Origin of the sequence: Streptomyces sp. NPDC059874, assembly GCF_042731135.1 — a bacterium.
Taxonomy (GTDB): domain Bacteria; phylum Actinomycetota; class Actinomycetes; order Streptomycetales; family Streptomycetaceae; genus Streptomyces.
This window is the reverse complement of record NZ_JBHWJY010000053.1, coordinates 1-21,156: the sequence shown is the minus strand read 5'-3', so window position 1 is coordinate 21,156 and position 21,156 is coordinate 1. Positions and strand designations below refer to the sequence as shown.

At 70.8% G+C, this 21,156-nt stretch carries 15 protein-coding genes, 1 tRNA gene and 1 rRNA gene; 4 read left to right on the top strand and 13 right to left on the bottom strand.

Annotated elements, in window-relative coordinates:
* The first annotated feature begins 78 nt into the window (after positions 1-78).
* The 3 genes from ACFV9H_RS26805 to ACFV9H_RS26795 all read left to right on the top strand — a co-directional run bounded on the left by ACFV9H_RS26805 (position 79) and on the right by ACFV9H_RS26795 (position 2,864).
* Complete coding sequence (locus ACFV9H_RS26805) at positions 79-669, top strand: TetR/AcrR family transcriptional regulator (protein ID WP_385402821.1); 591 nt, start codon at positions 79-81, stop codon at positions 667-669.
* A gap of 587 nt (positions 670-1,256) precedes the next feature.
* Entirely contained in the window at positions 1,257-2,057 is an 801-nt protein-coding gene (locus tag ACFV9H_RS26800) for an Fpg/Nei family DNA glycosylase (protein ID WP_385402818.1), read from the top strand.
* A 36-nt stretch (positions 2,058-2,093) separates the two neighbouring features.
* A complete protein-coding gene (locus tag ACFV9H_RS26795) occupies positions 2,094-2,864 on the top strand; it encodes an SDR family NAD(P)-dependent oxidoreductase (protein ID WP_385402816.1) in 771 nt (256 codons plus the stop codon).
* Here the strand turns inward: ACFV9H_RS26795 and ACFV9H_RS26790 are convergent.
* The 9 genes from ACFV9H_RS26790 to ACFV9H_RS26750 all read right to left on the bottom strand — a co-directional run bounded on the left by ACFV9H_RS26790 (position 2,812) and on the right by ACFV9H_RS26750 (position 17,128).
* Positions 2,812-3,126: a hypothetical protein gene (locus tag ACFV9H_RS26790; RefSeq protein WP_385402813.1), complete on the bottom strand. Its 315-nt coding sequence runs from the start codon at positions 3,124-3,126 to the stop codon at positions 2,812-2,814. The genes ACFV9H_RS26795 and ACFV9H_RS26790 overlap by 53 nt on opposite strands.
* Positions 3,127-3,270: 144 nt before the next feature.
* Entirely contained in the window at positions 3,271-3,651 is a 381-nt protein-coding gene (locus ACFV9H_RS26785; protein WP_030012484.1) for a helix-turn-helix domain-containing protein, read from the bottom strand.
* Positions 3,652-3,760: 109 nt separating this feature from the next.
* On the bottom strand, positions 3,761-4,261 hold the full coding sequence (locus ACFV9H_RS26780; RefSeq protein ID WP_385402811.1) for a CinA family protein: 501 nt from the start codon (positions 4,259-4,261) through the stop codon (positions 3,761-3,763).
* Between the two features lie 41 nt (positions 4,262-4,302).
* Positions 4,303-4,959, bottom strand: a complete 657-nt coding sequence (pgsA, locus tag ACFV9H_RS26775; protein ID WP_385402809.1) for a CDP-diacylglycerol--glycerol-3-phosphate 3-phosphatidyltransferase — start codon at positions 4,957-4,959, stop codon at positions 4,303-4,305.
* A complete protein-coding gene (gene rimO / locus ACFV9H_RS26770; protein WP_385402807.1) occupies positions 4,956-6,443 on the bottom strand; it encodes a 30S ribosomal protein S12 methylthiotransferase RimO in 1,488 nt (495 codons plus the stop codon). Before rimO ends, pgsA begins: the two co-directional genes overlap by 4 nt.
* Before the next feature lie 126 nt (positions 6,444-6,569).
* On the bottom strand, positions 6,570-7,466 hold the full coding sequence (locus ACFV9H_RS26765) for a helix-turn-helix domain-containing protein (protein ID WP_385402804.1): 897 nt from the start codon (positions 7,464-7,466) through the stop codon (positions 6,570-6,572).
* A gap of 168 nt (positions 7,467-7,634) precedes the next feature.
* Positions 7,635-10,400: a DNA translocase FtsK gene (locus ACFV9H_RS26760; protein WP_385402801.1), complete on the bottom strand. Its 2,766-nt coding sequence runs from the start codon at positions 10,398-10,400 to the stop codon at positions 7,635-7,637.
* Between the two features lie 296 nt (positions 10,401-10,696).
* Positions 10,697-11,371: a response regulator gene (locus tag ACFV9H_RS26755; RefSeq protein WP_329378597.1), complete on the bottom strand. Its 675-nt coding sequence runs from the start codon at positions 11,369-11,371 to the stop codon at positions 10,697-10,699.
* A 234-nt stretch (positions 11,372-11,605) separates the two neighbouring features.
* A complete protein-coding gene (locus tag ACFV9H_RS26750) occupies positions 11,606-17,128 on the bottom strand; it encodes a HAMP domain-containing protein (protein ID WP_385402798.1) in 5,523 nt (1,840 codons plus the stop codon).
* 168 nt (positions 17,129-17,296) lie between these two features.
* Between ACFV9H_RS26750 and ACFV9H_RS26745 the strand changes: the two genes are divergently transcribed.
* The gene (locus tag ACFV9H_RS26745; RefSeq protein WP_385402796.1) at positions 17,297-19,879 is read left to right on the top strand and encodes a SpoIIE family protein phosphatase; all 2,583 of its coding nucleotides are present in this window, start codon (positions 17,297-17,299) and stop codon (positions 19,877-19,879) included.
* Positions 19,880-19,901: 22 nt separating this feature from the next.
* Here the strand turns inward: ACFV9H_RS26745 and ACFV9H_RS26740 are convergent, their stop codons facing one another.
* From ACFV9H_RS26740 to rrf, 4 genes are all read right to left on the bottom strand, one after another.
* A complete protein-coding gene (locus tag ACFV9H_RS26740; RefSeq protein ID WP_385402793.1) occupies positions 19,902-20,111 on the bottom strand; it encodes a hypothetical protein in 210 nt (69 codons plus the stop codon).
* Positions 20,112-20,254: 143 nt separating this feature from the next.
* Positions 20,255-20,893: a hypothetical protein gene (locus ACFV9H_RS26735; RefSeq protein WP_385402791.1), complete on the bottom strand. Its 639-nt coding sequence runs from the start codon at positions 20,891-20,893 to the stop codon at positions 20,255-20,257.
* 89 nt (positions 20,894-20,982) lie between these two features.
* A tRNA-Thr gene (locus ACFV9H_RS26730) sits at positions 20,983-21,058 on the bottom strand.
* 5 nt (positions 21,059-21,063) lie between these two features.
* A 5S ribosomal RNA gene (rrf, locus tag ACFV9H_RS26725) occupies positions 21,064-21,156 on the bottom strand; the annotation flags it as partial.

Here is a 21,156-nt window from a genome sequence, read left to right as displayed (position 1 = left end):
CGCGACCCCCCTGGCGACATCTCCACCATAACATCAGTACGGACGTCCGTACCAATAATCTTGTGCGAGGCTGATCCCATGCACGCAGAGACTCACGAGGAAGCCACCCCCCGGCGACGGACGCGCAGGCACGACCCGAACCGACGCGAGCGGATCGCCCAGGTGGCCGAGGAGCTGATCGCCGAGCGCGGCCTGGAGGGCCTGACCCACCGCGCCGTCGCCGAGCGGGCGGACGTGTCGCTCAGCTCGACCACGTACCACTTCGCCGACCGTGAGGCGCTCATCCGCGCCGCCCTCGAGCGGGCCGCCGATCGCTTCGCCGCCTTCGTGCGCCAGTGGGCCTCCGACCACACCGGCGCCACCCCCGAAGCGGTCGCCGAGGCACTGGCCGACAGCGTCATGGCCTGCCTCGGCGAGGGCCGCACGGCCGCGGTCGTCGAGTACGAGCTCCACGTGGCCGCCCTGCGCCGCCCCGAGCTGCGCGAGGCCGCCAGCCTGTCGGCCCAGACCAGCATCGAGGCCATGACCCCGCTCCTCGGCCCGGTCGTCGCCGCGACGATCCCGCCCCTGATGACCGGCCTCTGCCTGCACGCGATGACGGCCCCCGTCCCCCCGACCCGCGAAGAAGTCCTGACGATCCTCACCCACGCCCTCCGCCCGGCACTCTGACCCGCCCCGCGGGTTCCGACGGGGACGGGGGTGTGCCGGGGCGTCCCCGCAGGGCGCCGAACTGGGCCGCCCTCGGCCCTCCGACCCCTGGAACCGTTCGGCGCCCGAGGAGACGCCCCGTCGCGGCCCCGGCCCCGGCGGAACCAGCCGAGTCCGGCTCAGCCGGTGCGGCCGGGTGGGCAGGCGCGCCTCAAAAACCGGGGCTCCGCCCCGAACCCCGCGCCTCAAACGCCGGCGGGGCTGGGTTTTGCGCGGGCGCACCTCAAAGCCCCGGGGCTCCGCCCCGGCAGGGCCAAAGGGGCTCGGTGGTGCCGGGGCGGGGCCTGAGACGCGCTGCGGCGCCCAACCACCCCCACAGGCTCCACCCGACGCAGCCGCCGCACCCCACCCCCGGCCCGGCACATACACCGGCCACGAGCACACCAGAGCCGCGCACCGCAGGGCCACAAGCACACCAGAGCCGCGCACCGCAGGGCCACGAGCACACCAGAGCCGCACATCAGGGCCACGCGCACACCAGGCCCGCAGACCCGGCACGCACCCCCCACCGCAGCCCGCCGTCACCGCGCCCGACGCACAATGAGGGCATGCCCGAAGGAGACAGCATCCGCCGTGCGGCGACCCGCCTGCACGCGGCCCTCGCCGGCAAGCCCCTCACCCGCAGCGACCTGCGGGTCCCCCGCTTCGCCACCGCCGACCTCACCGGCCGCGTCACCCTCGACGTCACGCCCCGCGGCAAGCACCTCCTCGCCCGCTTCGAGGGCGGCCTCACCCTGCACAGCCACCTCCGCATGGACGGCGCCTGGTACGTGTTCCCCGCGGGAGCGACCTGGCACGGCGGCCCCGCCCACGAGATCCGGGCGATCCTCGCCGCCGCCGACCACACCGCCGTCGGCTACCGCCTCCCCGTCCTGGAACTGATCCGCACCGCCGACGAGGACCGCGCCGTCGGCCACCTGGGCCCCGACCTCCTCGGCCCGGACTGGGACCCCGACCTCGCCGCCGGCAATCTCCTCTCCGACCCCGGCCGCCCCCTCGGCGAGGCGCTCCTGGACCAGCGCAACCTGGCCGGGATCGGCAACATCTACAAGGCCGAGCTCTGCTTCCTCGCCCAGGTCACCCCCTGGACCCCGGTCGGCGAGCTCCCCGATCCGCAGACCACACTGCCCCGGCTGACCGCCGCCGCCCACCGGCTGCTCGCCGCCAACGTCGGCGACACGCACCGGCGCCGCAACACCACCGGCAGCCACCGCCCGGGCCAGGACCTGTTCGTGTACGGACGCACGCACGCCCCCTGCCTGCGCTGCGGCACGCCCGTCCGCGAGGCCCCGCAGGACGGCCGTCCCACGTACTGGTGCCCGCGCTGCCAATCGGGCCCGACCGCCTAGTTGACGCACCGTCAGATCCGCTCGTACGGTCCCGACATGCCCACACCCACAGCCTCGTACGACCTCACCGGCCGCACCGCCCTGGTCACCGGCGCCGCCAGCGGCATAGGCCGGGCCACCGCCGTCCTCCTCGCCGAAGCGGGCGCGCACGTGCACTGCGCGGACCGCGACGAACAGGGCCTCGCCGAAACGGCCGCCCTCATCGTCAAGGGCGGCGGCGCCGCCACCGTCCACCCCCTCGACGTCACCGACCGGGCCGCCCTCCGTGCTGCCGTCACCGCGGCCGGCCCGCTCGACGTGACCGCCGCGATCGCCGGGATCATGCACAGCAGCAGCGTCCTGGAGACCACCGACGAGGACCTCGACCGGGTCCTGGACATCAACTTCAAGGGGGTCCTGCGCACCTGTCAGGAGGCCGCCCGCGCCATGATCGCGGCGGGCCGGCCCGGCTCCATCGTCACGATGGCCTCCGGCGCCGTGGACGCAGCCCAGCCCGGTCTGCTCTGCTACAGCGCCGCCAAGGCGGCCGTGGTCCAGCTGACCAAGACACTCGCCACCGAGGCGGGCCCGCACGGCATCCGGGTCAACGCGGTCGCGCCCGGCTGGATCCGCACCCCGATGACCGGCCGGCACAGCCCCGAGGTGCAGGAACAGACGGAGGCGATGATGGTCCGCATGTCCCCGCTGCGCCGGGTCGGGGAGCCCGAGGACATCGCTCAGGCCGTGCTCTACCTGGCCTCGGACGCCTCGTCGTTCATGACGGGTCAGATCCTTCGCCCGAACGGCGGAGTGTCGATGCCCTGGTAACGGCCTCGACGGACCCACCGGCCGATGCGACAGGCCCACGGGCCGATTGGGCAGACCCACCGGCCACCCCCCGCCGAGCCCTCCGCACCGGGCGCGGCACACAGTGCACCGGCAGCAGCCCCAGTCCCCAGCCGCCCACGGCCACCGCACCCTCCACGGGCCCGGCCTGCGCCGGTTCGAGCACCAGCCGCAGTACGGCCCACCACCACAGCACCCCCGCCGCGAGGGCCAACGCCACGGGAATGCGCAGTAACCGCCGCACGGCTACCTCCCTGAGGGCCTGGACCCGGACGGCCCCATCCTCCCGCACCCCCCGCGACCCCGCACCCAGAACGGCCGGGAGCCCCGGCCGGTGCCTGACGCACCGGCCGGGGCTCCGGCCACACTCACACACTGACGTGCACGCTCACGCGGCTACGACATTCACCGCTTCCGCAGGCGCCTTGATGGTCACCCGCTCCGGTCCACCCGTGACCGAAGCCATGGAGACCGAATTGAGCATCGGGCGTACCGGCACACTCACCGGTTCGCTTGCCGCGGCCGACTGTGCCAGCTCGGCCAGCGACAGTTCATCGCTGACTTCGCGCATCAGCTCGGACATCCGTACGTCCAACGCGTCGCAGATCGCGGAGAGCAGCTCGGAGGATGCCTCCTTCTGCCCCCGCTCCACCTCGGAGAGATAGCCGAGCGAAACTCGGGCCGACGAGGAGACTTCGCGCAGAGTACGGCCCTGGCGCTGGCGCTGCCGACGCAGCACGTCACCCAGCAGGCGACGGAGCAGAATCATCGGTGGCTCCCTCCTCTGACCGTGTAGCCGCATCCTTCACGCCCCACCGTACCGCCTCGCGCCGCGGCCGTGCGGGGAGCGATGTCGTGTTCACTCAGGGCTGCAAACATCAAATCCCCCCGTTCTGTTCCGTATCCTGCCTCCGCGCATTCTCACGGAGTTGGCTTGAGAGAAGTTCGAGCACTGTCCGTGCACTCTCCCTACGGATTTCCGCACGGGAGCCGTTCAACCTCAGCCGAGCCGTTTTCCTGCCCACCGGACCGTCCACCGAGACGAAGACGGTGCCCACCGGCTGCCCGTCCTGCGGGTCCGGACCGGCCACCCCGGTGGTCGCGATCCCCCACGAGGAGCCCAGGACCCGCCGCACGCCGGCCGCCATCTCCCCCGCGACCTGCGCGTTCACCGCGCCTTCGGCCGCGAGCAGCTCGGCGTCCACTCCCAGGACCCGGTGCTTGAGTTCGGTGGCGTACGCCGTGACCGAGCCTCGGAACGACCGCGAGGCACCGGGAACGGCCGTGAGCTCCGCGGCCACCATGCCGCCGGTCAGCGACTCGGCCACCGCGAGGGTTTCGTCACTCTCCGCGAGCAGGCGCAACACCTCCGTCGCCACCCCCACGACACCGGCGCCGTCTTCCGCCCCCGCAGAATCCGTCACGTCGAGGCCCGCTCCGCGGCGAGACCCTTGCGGCGCAGGACGACCGCCTGCCGGATGTAGTCCAAACCGGTGAGGACGGTCAGCACCACGGCGAGCGCCATCACCCAGAAGCGCAAGGTCGCCAGCGGCCCGGTCAGCGCGAGCACGTACATGCCCACGGCCGTACCCTGGGCCAGGGTCTTCATCTTGCCGCCCCGGCTGGCCGGAATCACTCCGTAGCGGATCACCCAGAAGCGCAGCAGCGTGATCCCGAGCTCCCGGCCCAGGATCACCCCGGTAACCCACCAGGGCAGGTCGCCCAGCCAGGACAGGCAGATCAGCGCGGACCCCATGATCGCCTTGTCGGCGATCGGGTCGGCGATCTTGCCGAAGTCCGTGACCAGGTTGTACGTCCGGGCCAGATGCCCGTCGAAGATGTCCGTGATCATGGCGACGGCGAACGCGGCCCACGCCCAGGCCCGCCAGGCCGGGTCGTACCCGCCCTCTGCCAGCAGCAGGAACACGAACCCCGGCACCAGCACGAGCCGGATCATCGTCAGGATGTTGGCGATGTTCCACAGGCTGGCCTGATTGACCGCCGCCGCTCCCAGCTTCGCGCCGGGCGCGGGCCGGCGGCCGGTCCCGCCCGCCGCAGATGCCGGGACTCCGGTCATCCGGCCGCCTCCTCAAGATCCGCACCCAGGGGCTCGGCCACCAGGTCCACACCCAGGGTGCCGACCACCTTGGCCGTGACGATACGCCCGGGGACCAGGCCCGTGCTGTCCGTGAAGACGACCTGGCCGTCCGTCTCGGGCGCCTGGTGGGCCGCGCGCCCGTAGGCACCGTCGCCGTCCTCGTCGACCGCCTCGACGGACTCGACGAGTACTTCCAGGGTCTCCCCGATCCGCTCTTCCGCGCGCTGCGAAGTGAGCTCCTCGGCGAGTCGCTGCATGTGCGCGAGGCGCTCGGCGATCGTGTCCTCGTCCAGCTTGCCCTCGTAGCCGACGGCCTCGGTGCCGTCCTCGTCCGAGTAGCCGAAGACGCCGATGGCGTCGAGGCGGGCGTGGGTGAGGAAACGCTCCAGCTCGGCGAAGTCCGACTCCTTCTCGCCGGGGAAACCGACGATGAAGTTGGACCGCACACCGGCCTGCGGGGCCTTGGAGCGGATGGTGTCCAGCAGCTCCAGGAAGCGGTCGGTGTCACCGAAGCGGCGCATGGCGCGCAGCACGTCGGGGGCGGAGTGCTGGAAGGACAGGTCGAAGTACGGCACGACCTTGGGGGTCGAGGTGAGTACGTCGATCAGGCCCGGGCGCATCTCGGCCGGCTGGAGGTAGCTGACGCGGACGCGCTCGATGCCGTCCACCTCGGCGAGCTCGGGCAGCAGGGTCTCCAGCAGGCGGATGTCGCCGAGGTCCTTGCCGTACGAGGTGTTGTTCTCGGAGACCAGCATGATCTCCTTGACGCCCTGCTCGGCGAGCCAGCGGGTCTCGCCCAGCACGTCACTGGGGCGGCGGGAGATGAAGGAGCCGCGGAAGGACGGGATGGCGCAGAAGGAGCAGCGCCGGTCGCAGCCGGAGGCCAGCTTGACCGAGGCCACGGGGCTCTTGTCGAGGCGACGGCGCAGCGGCGCGCGCGGCCCGGAGGCGGGCGCGAGGCCCTCGGGAAGGTCCGCGGGGGAAGCCTCGGGCTCCTGCGCGTGGCCGGGCAGGGCCACCGCGGCGTCCTGGCGCTCCGCCGGGCTGATCGGCAGCAGCTTGCGCCGGTCGCGCGGGGTGTGGGAGGCGTGGATGCCGCCGTTGAGGATGGTCTGGAGGCGGTCGGAGATGTCGGCGTAGTCGTCGAAACCGAGGACTCCGTCGGCCTCGGGGAGCGCTTCGGCGAGTTCCTTGCCGTAGCGCTCGGCCATACAGCCGACGGCGACGACGGCCTGGGTCTTGCCGTGATCCTTGAGATCGTTGGCTTCCAGCAGGGCGTCTACGGAGTCCTTCTTGGCGGCTTCGACGAAGCCGCAGGTGTTGACGACGGCTACGTCCGCATCGGCGGCGTCCTCGACGAGCTCCCAGCCATCCGCCGCCAAGCGGCCTGCGAGCTCCTCCGAGTCCACCTCGTTACGGGCGCAGCCAAGAGTGACAAGGGCGACGGTACGGCGTTCGGGCATGGACTCAAGACTACTTCGTCCCGACGCCGGCCCCGGCCCCAAGTCCCCTTACATCAAGATCCCCGGGGTGCGGAAGAGCACCCCGGGGATCCGGATTCGAGCATTCCGCCCTAGGGCCGCCCAGTCTCAGCCCGCCTGGGGCTGATTCTGGAGCGGGTCTGCCTTGGTGTATGTGAGACGTTCCACCTGTCCCGGCTGGAAGTCGTCCTTGATCTCCTTGCCGTTCACGAACAGCTTCACGGCCCCGGCGTCGCCGAGCACGAGGTCGACGGACTCCTTGTCCGTGAAGGTCTTGGACTCGCCCTGGGTGAGGGTGCCGTCGAAGAGCAGCCGGCCGCTGTGGTCCTTCGCGGAGATCCAGCTCTCGCCCGTTTCGGCCGTCAGGACGACCGTGACGAGATCCTTGGGCGCCGCGGCGATGGCGCTGTCCGAAGGCTCCGGCTTGGGCGCCTGGGGGGTCTGCTGGGGCTGCGCGGCGGGCTTTCCGCCGCTCTGCTTGGGTGCGGGCTTCGGCGCGGCGGAACCTTCCGCCACCGGCCGCTTCCCCTTCTCGTCGCCACCGCTGAAGGCGGTGAAGCCGACGAAGCCGATCACGGCGACGATGGCGGCGACCATGGCGGCGGTCCAGTTGGGCCGCTGCCGCTCGGGGCGGATCCGCTCGGCTTCGAACATCGGCGCGGCGGGGGTGGGTGCCGGCCGGCCGCCGTGGGCCGCGTCGTAGCTCTCGATCAGGGGTGCCGGATCGAGGTGCACGGCGCGGGCGAGCGTACGGATGTGACCGCGGGCGTAGACGTCGCCGCCGCACCGCGTGAAGTCGTCCTCTTCGATCGCGTGCACGATCGGGATGCGCACGCGGGTGGTGGAACTGACCTCGTCGACTGTGAGCCCGGCGGCGATCCGGGCCTTCTTGAGGGCCGTCCCGATGGACGGTTCTTCGACGGAACGTTCGACGATGCGGTCCTCGGACCGGTCGTCGGTCGAAGGCCGCTCTTCTTCGGGGGAGTTGGAGTTGCCGATGGACACGAGGGCGCCTTTCGAGCGTGTAGCCACCTGCTGGATGTCCAGTCTAGGGGGGTGACGAAAGGGTGGAGCAACCGGAGGGTGCACTTCCTACGCCATCCGAATGGCGAGGGAAGTTCCCCTCCGTTCAACTGGACGCGGGCCCAACGGAAACGGTTGCCCGGCGTTTCCTTACGGTCCGGTCTCGCCGCGGATGACGGCGAGCACGGCGTCCAGATCGTCCGCCTTCAGCAGGACGTCGCGCGCCTTCGACCCCTCGCTCGGGCCGACGATTCCGCGCGACTCCATCAGGTCCATGAGCCGACCGGCCTTGGCGAAGCCCACCCGCAGCTTGCGCTGGAGCATCGAGGTGGAACCGAACTGGGTCGAGACCACCAGCTCCGCCGCCTGGCACAGCAGGTCCAGGTCGTCGCCGATGTCCTCGTCGATCTCCTTCTTCTGTTTCTGCCCGACGGTGACGTCGTCCCGGAAGACGGGCGCCATCTGGTCCTTGCAGTGCTGCACGATCCCGGCGATCTCGTCCTCGGTGACGAAGGCGCCCTGCAGGCGGACGGGCTTGTTGGCGCCCATCGGCAGGAACAGCCCGTCGCCCTTGCCGATGAGCTTCTCCGCACCCGGCTGGTCGAGGATGACCCGGCTGTCGGCCAGCGAGGAGGTCGCGAAGGCGAGCCGCGAGGGCACGTTCGCCTTGATCAGACCGGTCACGACGTCCACCGAGGGCCGCTGCGTCGCGAGCACCAGGTGGATGCCGGCCGCGCGGGCCAGCTGGGTGATGCGGACGATCGAGTCCTCGACGTCGCGCGGGGCCACCATCATCAGGTCGGCGAGCTCGTCGACGATCACCAGCAGGTACGGGTAGGGGCTGAGCTCCCGCTCGCTGCCCGGGGGCAGCTTGATCTTGCCGTCCCGGATCGCCTGGTTGAAGTCGTCGATGTGCCGGTAGCCGAAGGCGGCCAGGTCGTCGTAGCGCAGGTCCATCTCGCGTACGACCCACTGCAGCGCCTCGGCGGCCCGCTTGGGGTTGGTGATGATCGGCGTGATGAGGTGCGGGATGCCCTCGTACGCCGTCAGCTCCACCCGCTTGGGGTCGACGAGCACCATCCGCACGTCCTCCGGGGTGGCCCGGACCATGACCGAGGTGATCAGGCAGTTGATGCAGGAGGACTTGCCGGAGCCGGTGGCTCCGGCCACCAGCACGTGCGGCATCTTCGCGAGGTTGGCCATGACGTAGCCGCCCTCGACGTCCTTGCCCAGCGCCACCAGCATCGGGTGGTCGTCCTCGGCCGCGTCCGCGAGGCGCAGTACGTCACCGAGGTTGACCATCTCCCGGTCGGTGTTCGGGATCTCGATGCCGACCGCCGACTTGCCCGGGATCGGGCTGATGATCCGCACGTCCGGCGAGGCCACCGCGTAGGCGATGTTCTTCGCCAGCGCCGTGATCCGCTCGACCTTGACCGCGGGCCCCAGCTCCACCTCGTACCGGGTGACCGTCGGGCCCCGGGTGAAGCCGGTGACCTTCGCGTCGACCTTGAACTCCATGAAGACGTTCGTCAGCGAGGCGACCACCGCGTCGTTCGCGGCACTGCGGGTCTTGCCCGGACCGCCCCGCTCCAGCAGGTCCAGCGACGGCAGGCTGTACGTGATGTCCCCGCGCAGCTGGAGCTGCTCGGCGCGCGGCGGCAGCGGCTGGGTCTCCGGCGGGGGCTTGGTCAGATCGGGCACCGACAGCGTCCCGGAGGCCGCGGCGGTGGTGGCGTGCGGCTGCTCGGCGGCCGGTACGGGGCGCTCCTCGCGGGCGGGCGGCACGGGAGCGGTGATCTCCACACCCTCCCGCTCGACACCGATCCCCTGGGTGAGGTCGGCGACGAGGGGCGAGGGCGGCATCCCGCCGTAGACGACCCCGTCCAGCGCCGCGGCGGCCGCCGCGGCCACGTCCACGGCGTCCATCTCCCGGTCCATGGTCGTCCGGGCCCTGCGCGGGCGCCGGCGCCGGGCCAGTGCCTCCTCCTCGGCGACGTCCGCCGGATCGCCCGATCCCGGGCCGGGGGCGGCGCCGCTGCGGGCCCGCCACTGAGCGGCATCATGCCGGTCCTGTCGGTCGGCCGGGGCACCGTCCTCCTGCTCCCCGTACCCCTCGTCGTACTCGTTCGGGGCGATGACCCCGAGCCTGATCCCGAGCCGGCGCAGCCGCTGCGGGATCGCGTTGACCGGGGTCGCGGTGACCACGAGCAGCCCGAAGACGGTGAGCAGCACCAGCATCGGCACGGCCAGCGGAGCGCCCATGGTGAAGATCAGCGGCTTCGAGGCGCCCCAGCCGATGAGCCCGCCCGCGTTCTGCATCGCGGTGGTGCCCTCGTCGCGGCCGGGAGCTCCGCAGGCGATGTGGACCAGGCCCAGCACCCCGATGACGAGGGCGGAGAGCCCGACGCCGATGCGGCCGTTGGCGTCGGTCTGCTCGGGGTGGCGGATGAAACGTACCGCCATCACGCCGAGCAGGATCGGCACGAGCAGATCCAGTCGTCCGAAGGCACCGGTGACCAGCATGGTGACCAGATCCCCGACGGGACCGCTCAGATTCGACCAGGTCCCGGCGGCGACGATCAACGCGAGCGCGAGCAGCAGCAGCGCGACGCCGTCCTTGCGGTGGGCGGGGTCGAGGTTCCTGGCCCCGTGGCCGATGCCGCGGAAGACCGCGCCGACCGCGTGCGCGCAGCCGAGCCACACGGCGCGCACGAGCCGCACCACACCCCCCGTCGGGGACGGCGCGGGCTTGGCCGCGACCTTCTTGACCGGGGCGCGCTTGGCCGCCGCGGCCTTCTTCGCGGGAGGCTTGCGCGCGGGCGCCGCCTTCTTCGCCGGCGCCGTCGTACGGCCGGTGCGGCCCTTCGCGGTGCCCGCGGTGCTCTGGGAACCCTTGCCGGACGTACTTGAGGCCATGCGCCCGAGGTTACCGGTGCACGCCCCGGTGGACACGCGTGCCCACCCCTTCACCCGTTCGTGTCGCCGGCTCGGCCCCGGCTTTGACGCCCCACCAGACCTGACGCCCCACCAGCCGCCGCTGGAAACCAGGACCTCCGCTGCGCGGAGCCGGTCGCCGGCGAGGCTGGAATTCCAGCCTCGCCAGGGGGCACTCCCCCAGACTCCGTCCGGGGGCACCCCCACCCAGCGGTAGCCGGGGGAGTTCGAGGCGCGGTCGCGAACGGGCCCGCTCGGCTCGGCGCCGGCGAACCGGCTCAGCCCTGCGCGGGCAACACCGCTCCTCCGGTACCGGGCTCCAGCGCGTCCAGGGCCCGCCGCAGTCCGGTGAGTTTGCGCTCCAGGTGCGCCGCGGTCGCCACCACGCCCGCATCGGCCGAATCCTCGCCGAGCTGCTTGGTCAGCGCCTCGGCCTGCTCCTCGACCGCCGCGAGCCGCGCGGAGAGCTCGGCCAGCAGCCCGGCCGTCTCCTTGCTGCCGTCGCCGTTGGAACCGCCGCCCTCCAACTGGAGCCGCAGCAGCGCCGCCTGCTCCCGCAGCTTGCAGTTCTTGGTGTACAACTCCACGAACACCGAGACCTTGGCCCGCAGTACCCACGGGTCGAAGGGCTTGGAGATGTAGTCCACCGCACCGGCCGCGTAGCCGCGGAACGTGTGGTGCGGACCGTGGTTGATCGCGGTGAGGAAGATGATCGGGATGTCCCGGGTCCGCTCCCGCCGCTTGATGTGCGCGGCCGTCTCGAAACCGTCCATCCCGGGCATCTGCACATCCAGCAGGATGACCGCGAAATCGTCCGTCAGCAGCGCCTTGAGCGCTTCCTCCCCGGACGACGCCCGGACCAGTGTCTGATCGAGCGCGGAGAGGATGGCCTCCAACGCCAGCAGATTCTCCGGCCGGTCATCGACCAGGAGGATCTTGGCCTTCTGCACCATGCCCTGTCCTCCTCGCCCCGGCATGGGGCCTCCCCGGCTCCAGGCTCCGGCCTGTGCGCCGGGCCCCGCCCCAGAGGACGGCATCCTTGCGCCGTCCGTCCTTGTGCCGGTCATCGTAGCCCCAGTCCCGAGATCGCCACACCCTGTCACCGAGATGTCACTGTGCACGATGCGGAAACGTGGTGGGAGGGCAGAAGGTTCCCTCTGCGTCTCCCGATCACGCCCGCCCGTTGATCACTTTGCGCGCATGTGCCCCTCCATGACCGACAGTAGGTAATCGGGCTCGACCGGCTTGGTGACATAGTCGGACGCACCGGACTCGATGGCCTTCTCCCGGTCGCCCTTCATCGCCTTCGCGGTGAGCGCGATGATGGGCAGCCCTTCGAACTGCGGCATCTGCCGGATCGCGGCCGTCGTCGCGTATCCGTCCATCTCCGGCATCATGATGTCCATCAGGACCACGGCGACGTCGTCGTGCTGTTCCAGGACCTCGATGCCCTCCCGGCCGTTCTCGGCGTAGAGCACCGCCAGCCCGTGCTGCTCCAGCACGCTCGTCAGCGCGAAGACGTTGCGCACGTCGTCGTCCACGATGAGCACCCGCTCGCCCCGGAAGTCGTACGTCCGCGGCGAGACCGGCAGCGCCTCCTCCACGCCCCACGCGTCGGCCTCCGGCTGGCCCGGCACCTCCACCCGCGGCAGCGGATCGCCCAGGCTCTTGCGGCGCCGACGGAACAGCGCCGAGGAGCCCTGCCCGGCCGGCTCGGCGGCCGGCAGCCCCGGCCGGGCCTGCCGGCCCTGCTGGACCTGCACCGCCGGTACGGTCACGGACGCGGCCGGGGCCTGCGGCAGCGCGGGCCGCGCCGCCCCGTCGACCGCCCTGCGGTACAGCTCGCCGCGGCCGCCGCCGGGAGTGGGCGGCGCGTACCCCTGCGGGGGCAGCTCGCTCGGGTGCAGCGGCAGGTAGAGCGTGAAGGTGGACCCGCGGCCGGGCTCGCTGGCCGCGTGGATCTCCCCGCCGAGCAGCCGGGCGATCTCCCGGCTGATGGACAGCCCCAGGCCGGTGCCGCCGTACTTGCGGCTCGTCGTCCCGTCGGCCTGCTTGAACGCCTCGAAGATCACCAGCATCTTGCTCGCCGCGATCCCGATCCCGGTGTCGGTCACCGAGAAGGCGATCAGGTCCGCGTCCGCCTCGCGCAGCGAACCGGCCTCCAGCAGCTGTTCGCGGATCGCCGTCGGCACGTCGGCGCCGGCCGGCCGGATCACCAGCTCCACCGCCCCGGTGTCGGTGAACTTCACCGCGTTCGACAGCAGGTTGCGCAACACCTGCAACAGCCGCTGCTCGTCGGTGTGCAGGGTCGCCGGCAGTTCCGGGGACACCCGGACCGAGAAGTCCAGCCCCTTCTCCGCCGTCAGCGGCCGGAAGGTCGCCTCCACGTAGTCCACCAGCTGCACGAGCGCGATCCGGGTCGGCGAGACGTCCATCTTCCCGGCCTCGACCTTCGACAGGTCGAGGATGTCGTTGATCAGCTGGAGCAGGTCGGAGCCCGCGCCGTGGATGGTCTCGGCGAACTCCACCTGCTTCGGCGAGAGGTTCTCGTCCGCGTTGTCGGCGAGCAGCTTGGCCAGGATCAGCAGCGAGTTGAGCGGGGTCCGCAGCTCGTGCGACATGTTCGCCAGGAACTCGGACTTGTACCGCATCGACACCGCGAGCTGCTCGGCGCGCTCCTCCAGGACCTGCCGGGCCTCCTCGATCTCGGTGTTCTTCACCTCGATGTCCCGGTTCTGCCGGGCCAGCAGCTCGGCCTTCTCCTCCAGCTCCGCGTTGGCGGCCTGGAGGGCCTTCTGCCGGTTCTCCAGCTCGTCGGAGCGCTCGCGCAGCTGCTCGGTCATCTCCTGGGACTGCTTGAGCAGCATCTCCGTCTTGGAGTTGACGCTGATGGTGTTGACGCTCGTACCGATCATCTCGGCGATCTGGCTGAGGAAGTCCTTCTGGATCTGCGTGAACGGGGTGAAGGACGCCAACTCGATGACGCCGAGCAGCTTCCCCTCGAAGAGCACCGGCAGCACGATCACGTGCGCCGGCGGCGCCTCGCCGAGCCCCGAGGAGATCTTCAGGTAGCCGGGCGGGGTGTTCTCCACCAGGATCGTCCGCTTCTCCTCCGCGACCGTCCCGATCAGCCCCTCCCCCGGCCGGAAGGAGGTGGGCATCTGCCCTCCGGCGTACGCGTAACTCCCGCGCATCCGCAGCTCGTACGAACCGTCCGCGCCGCCCTCCGTCCCGATCTCGGTGGTCCCGCCGGCCGGCAGCGCCAGGAAGAAGGCGCCGTGCTGCGCGGAGACCACCGGGGTCAGCTCGCTCATGATCAGCGAGGCCACGTCGTCGAGTTCCCGGCGGCCCTGCATCAGGGCGGAGATCCGGGCGAGGTTGCCCTTGAGCCAGTCCTGCTCCTTGTTGGCCAAGGTGGTGTCGCGCAGGTTGACGATCATCGTGTTGATGTTGTCCTGGAGGACCTGGATCTCGCCCGCCGCGTCCACGTCCACCTTCAGGCTCAGGTCGCCGCGGGTCACCGCGGTGGCCACGGCCGCGATGGCGCGCACCTGCCGGGTCAGGTTCCCTGCCATCTCGTTCACGGACTCGGTCAGGTCCCGCCAGGTGCCGTCGACGTCCCGTACGCGGGCCTGGCCGCCCAGGATGCCCTCCGTACCCACCTCGCGGGCGACCCGCGTCACCTGGTCGGCGAAGGAGGACAGCTGGTCGACCATCGTGTTGATGGTGGTCTTGAGCTCCAGGATCTCCCCGCGGGCGTCGATGTCGATCTTCTTGGTCATGTCGCCCTTGGCGATGGCGGTCGTGACCATGGCGATCTGCCGCACCTGGCCGGTGAGGTTGGAGGCCATGAAGTTCACCGAGTCGGTGAGGTCCTTCCAGGTCCCCGAGACGCCCGGGACGTGCGCCTGGCCGCCGAGGATGCCCTCGGTACCCACCTCGCGGGCCACGCGCGTGACCTCGTCCGCGAAGGAGGACAGGGTCTTCACCATCGTGTTGACGGTGTCCGCGAGCTGGGCGACCTCGCCGCGCGCCTCGACCGTGACCTTCTTCGTCAGGTCGCCGTTGGCCACCGCCGAGGAGACCTGCGAGATGTTGCGCACCTGGGAGGTCAGGTTGTTGGCCATCAGGTTGACGTTGTCGGTCAGGTCCTTCCAGATGCCGGTCACGCCGCGCACGCGGGCCTGACCGCCCAGGATGCCCTCGGAGCCCACCTCGCGGGCCACCCTCGTCACCTGCTCCGCGAAGGAGGACAGCTGGTCGACCATCGTGTTGACGGTGGTCACCAGCTCCAGGATCTCGCCCTTGGCGTCGACGGTGATCTTCTTCGAGAGGTCGCCCGTGGCGACGGCAGTCGTCACCTCGGCGATGTTGCGCACCTGCGAGGTCAGGTTGTTCGCCATGAAGTTGACGGACTGGGTGAGGTCCTTCCAGGTACCGGAGACCCCCTTGACCTCCGCCTGGCCGCCGAGGATGCCCTCGGTACCCACCTCGCGGGCCACCCTCGTCACCTGCTCCGCGAAGCTCGAGAGCTGGTCCACCATCGTGTTGAGGGTGTTCTTCAGCTCCAGGATCTCGCCGCGCGCGTCCACGTCGATCTTCTGCGACAGGTCACCGCGCGCCACCGCCGTGGCGACCTGCGCGATGTTGCGCACCTGCGAGGTCAGGTTCCCGGCCATGCCGTTCACCGAGTCCGTCAGGTCGCGCCAGACGCCGGCCACACCGGGCACCTGCGCCTGACCGCCGAGTCGGCCCTCCGTACCCACGTCCCGGGCGACCCGCGTCACCTGCTCGGCGAAGGCCGAGAGCTGGTCGACCATCGTGTTGATGGTGTTCTTCAGCTCCAGGATCTCGCCCCGGGCGTCCACGTCGATCTTCTGCGACAGGTCACCGCGTGCCACCGCCGTGGTCACCTGGGCGATCTGCCGCACCTGGGAGGTCAGGTTGCCGGCCATGAAGTTGACGGAGTCGGTGAGCTCCTTCCAGGTGCCGGACACCCCCTCCACCCGGGCCTGGCCGCCGAGCCGGCCCTCCGTGCCCACGTCGCGCGCCATCCGCGTGACCTGGTCGGCGAAGGAGGACAGCTGGTCCACCATCGTGTTCACGGTGTTCTTCAGCTGGAGCATCTCGCCGGAGACGTCCACGGTGACCTTCTGCGACAGGTCGCCGTTGGCCACCGCCGTCGTCACCTGGGCGATGTTGCGGACCTGCCCGGTGAGGTTGCGGAAGGCGGTGTTCACCGAGTCGGTGAGGTCCTTCCACGTACCGGCGGCCCCCGGCACCTGCGCCTGACCGCCCAGCTCGCCCTCGACGCCGACCTCACGGGCCACACGCGTCACTTCCGCACCGAAGGACTGGAGCTGGTCCACCATCGTGTTGACGGTGTTCTTCAACTCCAGCATCTCGCCGGCCACGTTGACCGTGACCTTCTGCGACAGGTCGCCGTTGGCCACGGCGGTCGTCACCGTCGCGATGTCCCGCACCTGCGTGGTGAGGTTGCGGAAGACCGTGTTCACCGAATCGGTGAGGTCCTTCCACGTCCCCGCGGCCCCCGGCACCTGTGCCTGGCCACCGAGTGTTCCCTTGGCCCCGACCTCGCTGGCCACGCGCGTGACCTCGTCCGCGAAGGTCCGCAGGGTCTCCGTCATCTGATTGATCGTTTCGGCCAGCTGCGCGACCTCGCCCCGCGCGCTCACCCGGACCTTCTGCGACAGATCGCCGTTCGCGACCGCCGTCGTCACCTGCGCGATCCCGCGCACCTGGGCCGTCAGATTGCCGGCCATGGTGTTGACGGAGTCGGTCAGGTCCTTCCACACACCCGCGACCCCGGGCACCTTCGCCTGGCCGCCCAGCTCGCCCTCCGTACCCACCTCGCGGGCGACGCGGGTCACCTCGGAGGAGAAGGAGGACAGCTGGTCCACCATCGTGTTGACGGTGTTCTTCAGCTGGAGCATCTCGCCGGCCACGTGCACCGTGACCTTGCGCGACAGATCACCCTTGGCCACAGCCGTCGTGACGAGAGCGATATCACGCACCTGAGCGGTGAGCCGGTACGCCATCGTGTTGACGGAGTCGGTCAGATCCTTCCAGGAACCGGACATTCCGCGCACCTGCGCCTGACCGCCGAGCTTGCCCTCGGTACCCACCTCCAGCGCGACGCGCGTCACCTCGTCGGTGAACGCGGACAGCTGGTCGACCAGGTTGTTGACCGTACGCCCGACCTTCAGGAACTCCCCGCGCAGCGGGTGCCCCGCCCCCTCCACGGCCTGGGTCCGCAGGTCCATCCGCTGGTCCAGGTCGCCCTCGGCCACCGCCGACAGCACCCGACCCACCTCGGACACCGGTCGCGCCAGGTCGTCCACCAGCTGGTTCGAGGCGTCGATCGCGGCCGCCCAGGAGCCCTCGCAGGCACCCGTCTCCAGCCGCTCGCTCAGCTTGCCCTCGCGGCCCACCATCCGCCGGACCCGTGAGAGCTCCCCCGTCAGGTGCAGATTACGGTCGGCGACCTCGTTGTAGACGGCGGCGATCTCCGCCATCACGCCCTCGCCGGACACCGTCAGCCGCTTGCGGAAGTTCCCGTCCCGCATCGACACCAGGGCCGTGAGCAGCCGGTTCAGAGCGGCGGTATCGACCTCGGTCGTGCCACCGCGCCGCGGACGCCCGCCCTTCGGCCGCGTCCCTGTACGCCGCACCGCTGCGCCAGACTCCACCGTGTCCCTCCCGAAGGGGTCGACCACTGTTCCACCGGACACCTGACTCTTCACGAGCCCGTTCCGCAAGCCTGCCCAGTGTTTCACCCTGGCCGAACCCGGCCATAACACTTCGGCACCATCGCACACCCGCCGTACCCTCCGGGTGGATTCCCGAACGACGGCACCATGCCGACCGCGAAGGTAAGTAACCTGGCACCCGATGTCCAACCGCGTCGAAGGAGACTCGTGATCACGGCTCGGGCGGCTGCCAGCTTCAACCCCCAGGGGCGCTCCGTCGCCGCCGCCCGCGCTTTCGTCCGCGACACCCTGCAGGGATGGGGCTTCGCGGACATCGTCGACGACGCGGTGGTCCTCACCAGCGAGCTCGTCACCAACGCCGTGGTCCACGCCGGAACCCAGGCCGAGGTCCTCTGCCTGCGCGCCGGAGACGGCGTACGCGTCGAGGTCGCCGACCGCTACCCGGAACGCGAGCTCCCGCTCCAGCACCCCGGCGAGCGCCCGTACGCCGACCCCGACCGGGAGAACGGCCGCGGCCTGATGCTCTGCGCCGCCCTCGCCACCCGCTGGGGCGTCGAGTACACCGCCACGCACAAACACGTGTGGTTCCGCCTCGACCTTCCGGACCGGCCGGTCGGTACCCGCTCCGCGGGCCCCGTCGTCCCCGACCGGCTGCTTCCGCTCGCCGACAGCCGGGTCCGCGTCGCCGTGCTCCAGATCGACTCCGCCGACAGCATCAGCGCCTGGAACGAGGACGCCGAGCACATCTTCGGCTACACCGCGGAGAAGGTCGTGGGCCGCCCGCTCGCCGAGCTCGCCGCCTGGCCGCAGACCCCCGGCACCGGCACCGGTATCGCCGAGGCCCTGCGGCTGTCCCGCTGGGAGGGCAGCTACGGGCTCCGCGGCGCCGACGGCCGCGTCATCCCCGTCTACGCCTCCCACCTGCGGGTCCGCGACGCCCACGGCGAGCCGTCCATCGTCTGCCTCCTCGTCCACGACGACGAGCGCGCCCTGCTCCAGACCCCGGTACGGGTCCCCACCGACAGCGCCCACCTCACCGAGCCCCGACCCGCGGACCCCTTCGAGGTCTTCATCGGCTCCCCCGCCCCCGACGACCTCGACAGCCTCCTCCAGCGCACCGTCGAACGGGCCCGCGACCTCCTCGACGCCGACTCCGCCTTCCTCCTCCTGGCCACGGACGACGAAACGGAACTCGAAGTCCGCGCCACCACCGGCCTGCCCTCCACCCGCCAGCGCTTCGCCCGCGTCCCCGTCGAAGCCGGCACCAACCGCTACGGTTCCGCCCGCATGCCGGCCGTCCACGACGACCTCGCCGTGGTCCCCGGAGCCGTGCCGCTCCTGGAGTCCACCGGCATGCGCTCCGTGGTCACCGTCCCCCTCAAGGTCGAAGGCCGGCTCACCGGCTCCCTCGGCGTCGCCGCCGAAACCCCGGGCCGTTACACCAACGAAGAGGCCCTGCGCCTCCAGTTCGCCGCCGACCGCATCGCCCTCGCCGTCGAATCCGCCCGCCTCGGCGAGTTGGAACGCCTGCGCCGCGGCTCCCTGTCCTTCCTCGTCGAAGCCTCCGACCTGCTGGCCGGCACCCTCGACCGGGACCAGACCTTGGCCCTGATGGCCCAGATGACCGTCCCGACCCTCGCCACCTGGTGCGCCGTCTACACGATCGCCGACCAGACCTCCGACCCGTACCTCTCGTACGTACTCCACGAGGACGAGGAACGCATCGACGGCCTCAAGGCCCTGCTCTCCCGGGTCAGCCCGCCCGAACCGGTCCGCGAGGCCGGTGCCCGCCCCTGGCCCGAGACTGCCCTGGCGGTCGGCGGGGAAACCGTCGTCCTGCCCCTCCTCGCCCGCAACCGCGTCATCGGGCTGCTCACCCTCGGCAAGCCGTCCGAGGAGCACTTCCGCCAGGAAATCCTCGAACTCGCGGAGGACCTCTCCCGCCGGGCCGCCCTCGCCCTGGACAACGCCCGCCTCTACTCGGAGCGCACCGCGATCAGCCGCTCCCTCCAGCGCAGCCTGCTGCCTCCCGGCTCCCCCGCCGTCCCCGGCATGGAGGTCGAGGTCATCTACCGCGCGGCGGGCGAGGGCAACGAGGTGGGCGGCGACTTCTACGACGTCTTCCCGATCCGCGACGGCGTGTACGGCTTCGCCATCGGCGACGTCTGCGGCACCGGCCCCGAGGCCGCCGCCGTCACCGGCCTCGCCCGGCACGCCCTGCGCCTCCTGGCCCGCGAAGGCCTCGGCGGCCCGGCCGTCCTCGAGCGCCTCAACGCGGCCATCCTCGACGAGGGCGCCCGTAGCCGCTTCCTGACCCTCCTCTACGGCGAACTGCACCCCCAGCCCGACGGCGGCGCCCTGATGAAGGTGGTCTGCGCGGGCCACCCGCTCCCGCTGCGCCTACGCCCGAACGGCGAGGTACTCGCGGCCGCGGACCCGCAGCCGCTGCTGGGCGTGATCGACGACCTCGACCTCTACGAGCAGACGATGACCCTCGACCCCGGCGACGTCCTGCTCTGCGTCACGGACGGAGTGACGGAACGCCGCGAGGGCACCCGCATGCTCGGCGACGACGGCCTCGCCGAGGTCCTCACCACCTGCACCGGCCTCACCGCGGGCGCGGTAGCCTCCCGGGTCCTGCGCGCGGTGGAACGCTTCGCGGCCGAACCCGCCTCGGACGACATGGCCATCCTGGCCTTCCGCGTTCCCCACCAGCGCACGGGCGACTGAGCGGGCCGGCGTCCCTTGCCCCCTAGCGCAGGGGCGGTCGCGCCGACAAGATCATGAATGATGGCGATGCCATCTCCGTGGTCCAGGGAATCCTGGCGACACCCGCCTCGGGGTCGGCGCTCTCCAGTGGGACGCGCCGCTCGACGGACACCGGCGACGAGGCGGGGAGGCGCTCGCCCTCCAGGGCCGTCACGATCATGAGGAAGAAGCGTCGGATCCTTGTGATGTTCATGAGAGGGTCCCTCCGCGAATCGAGGAGCTGGGGCTTTCGTGAATCCCATTGCGCCTCGAGCCGCGGCCCTGGTCATGGCCCGGAATGTCGGGACTTGACAAGAGGCCCCCGCCGGTCGGCAGGGGCCTCTTGTCACTCGTCCGTCAGACGTCCCGACGGCTCAGCCCAATACCGAGCACGTCACGGACGTAGTTCTCGACGAAGCCGGGAAGCCACGGACTCTCCGCCATCCCGTCGAAGACCTGCACGATCCGCTCGTCCGGCTCGTCGGTCAGCAGGACGATCCGCCAGGTGTTGGTCGGGCTCTCATCAGTGCCCGCGACTCCGTGCTGCACGTGGAACAGCGGCTGACCGGTGTCCGCGGTCAGGGGATCGCCCTGCGCGTCGGAGAACCGTGCCCGGCCCAGGAAGGTGACCACCTGCCGTTCGTGGTCGAGCCACACCTCTTCGAGCACGAGCCCGTACTGCTCGGGCTCCAGCCACAGCCTCTGCTGCGACTGCCGTACGAACTCGTCCCCCAGCTCGCCACCCGCCTGCCCGGGAACCCAGGCCGAGGCAGTGCCTTCTTTGACGACGTACGGAATGAACGCTCCGGGGTTGCCGGCCTTCCGCACTTCCATGTCCCAGAGCATGGCCCGGGTCAGAACCACCGGCTCCTCGCTGACGTACCGCTCCTGGAGGATGCGATTGACGTCCACCGGAGGCAGCTCCGCGCGGGTGTACCGCGCGTCGCCCCACGCCTTCTCGAACTCGGTCTGGGCGGCCTCTACCTTTTCCGTCATCACGACGCTTCCTCCCCAAAGATCATTTTGAGGATACACAAGCCCTAAAACGCAAAAAGGCCCCCGCCATGAGGCGGGGGCCTTTTCATTGGAGCCCTTTAACGGAATCGAACCGTTGACCTTCTCCTTACCATGGAGACGCTCTACCGACTGAGCTAAAAGGGCGGGTTGTTCGGCGGCGTCCTACTCTCCCACAGGGTCCCCCCTGCAGTACCATCGGCGCTGAAAGGCTTAGCTTCCGGGTTCGGAATGTAACCGGGCGT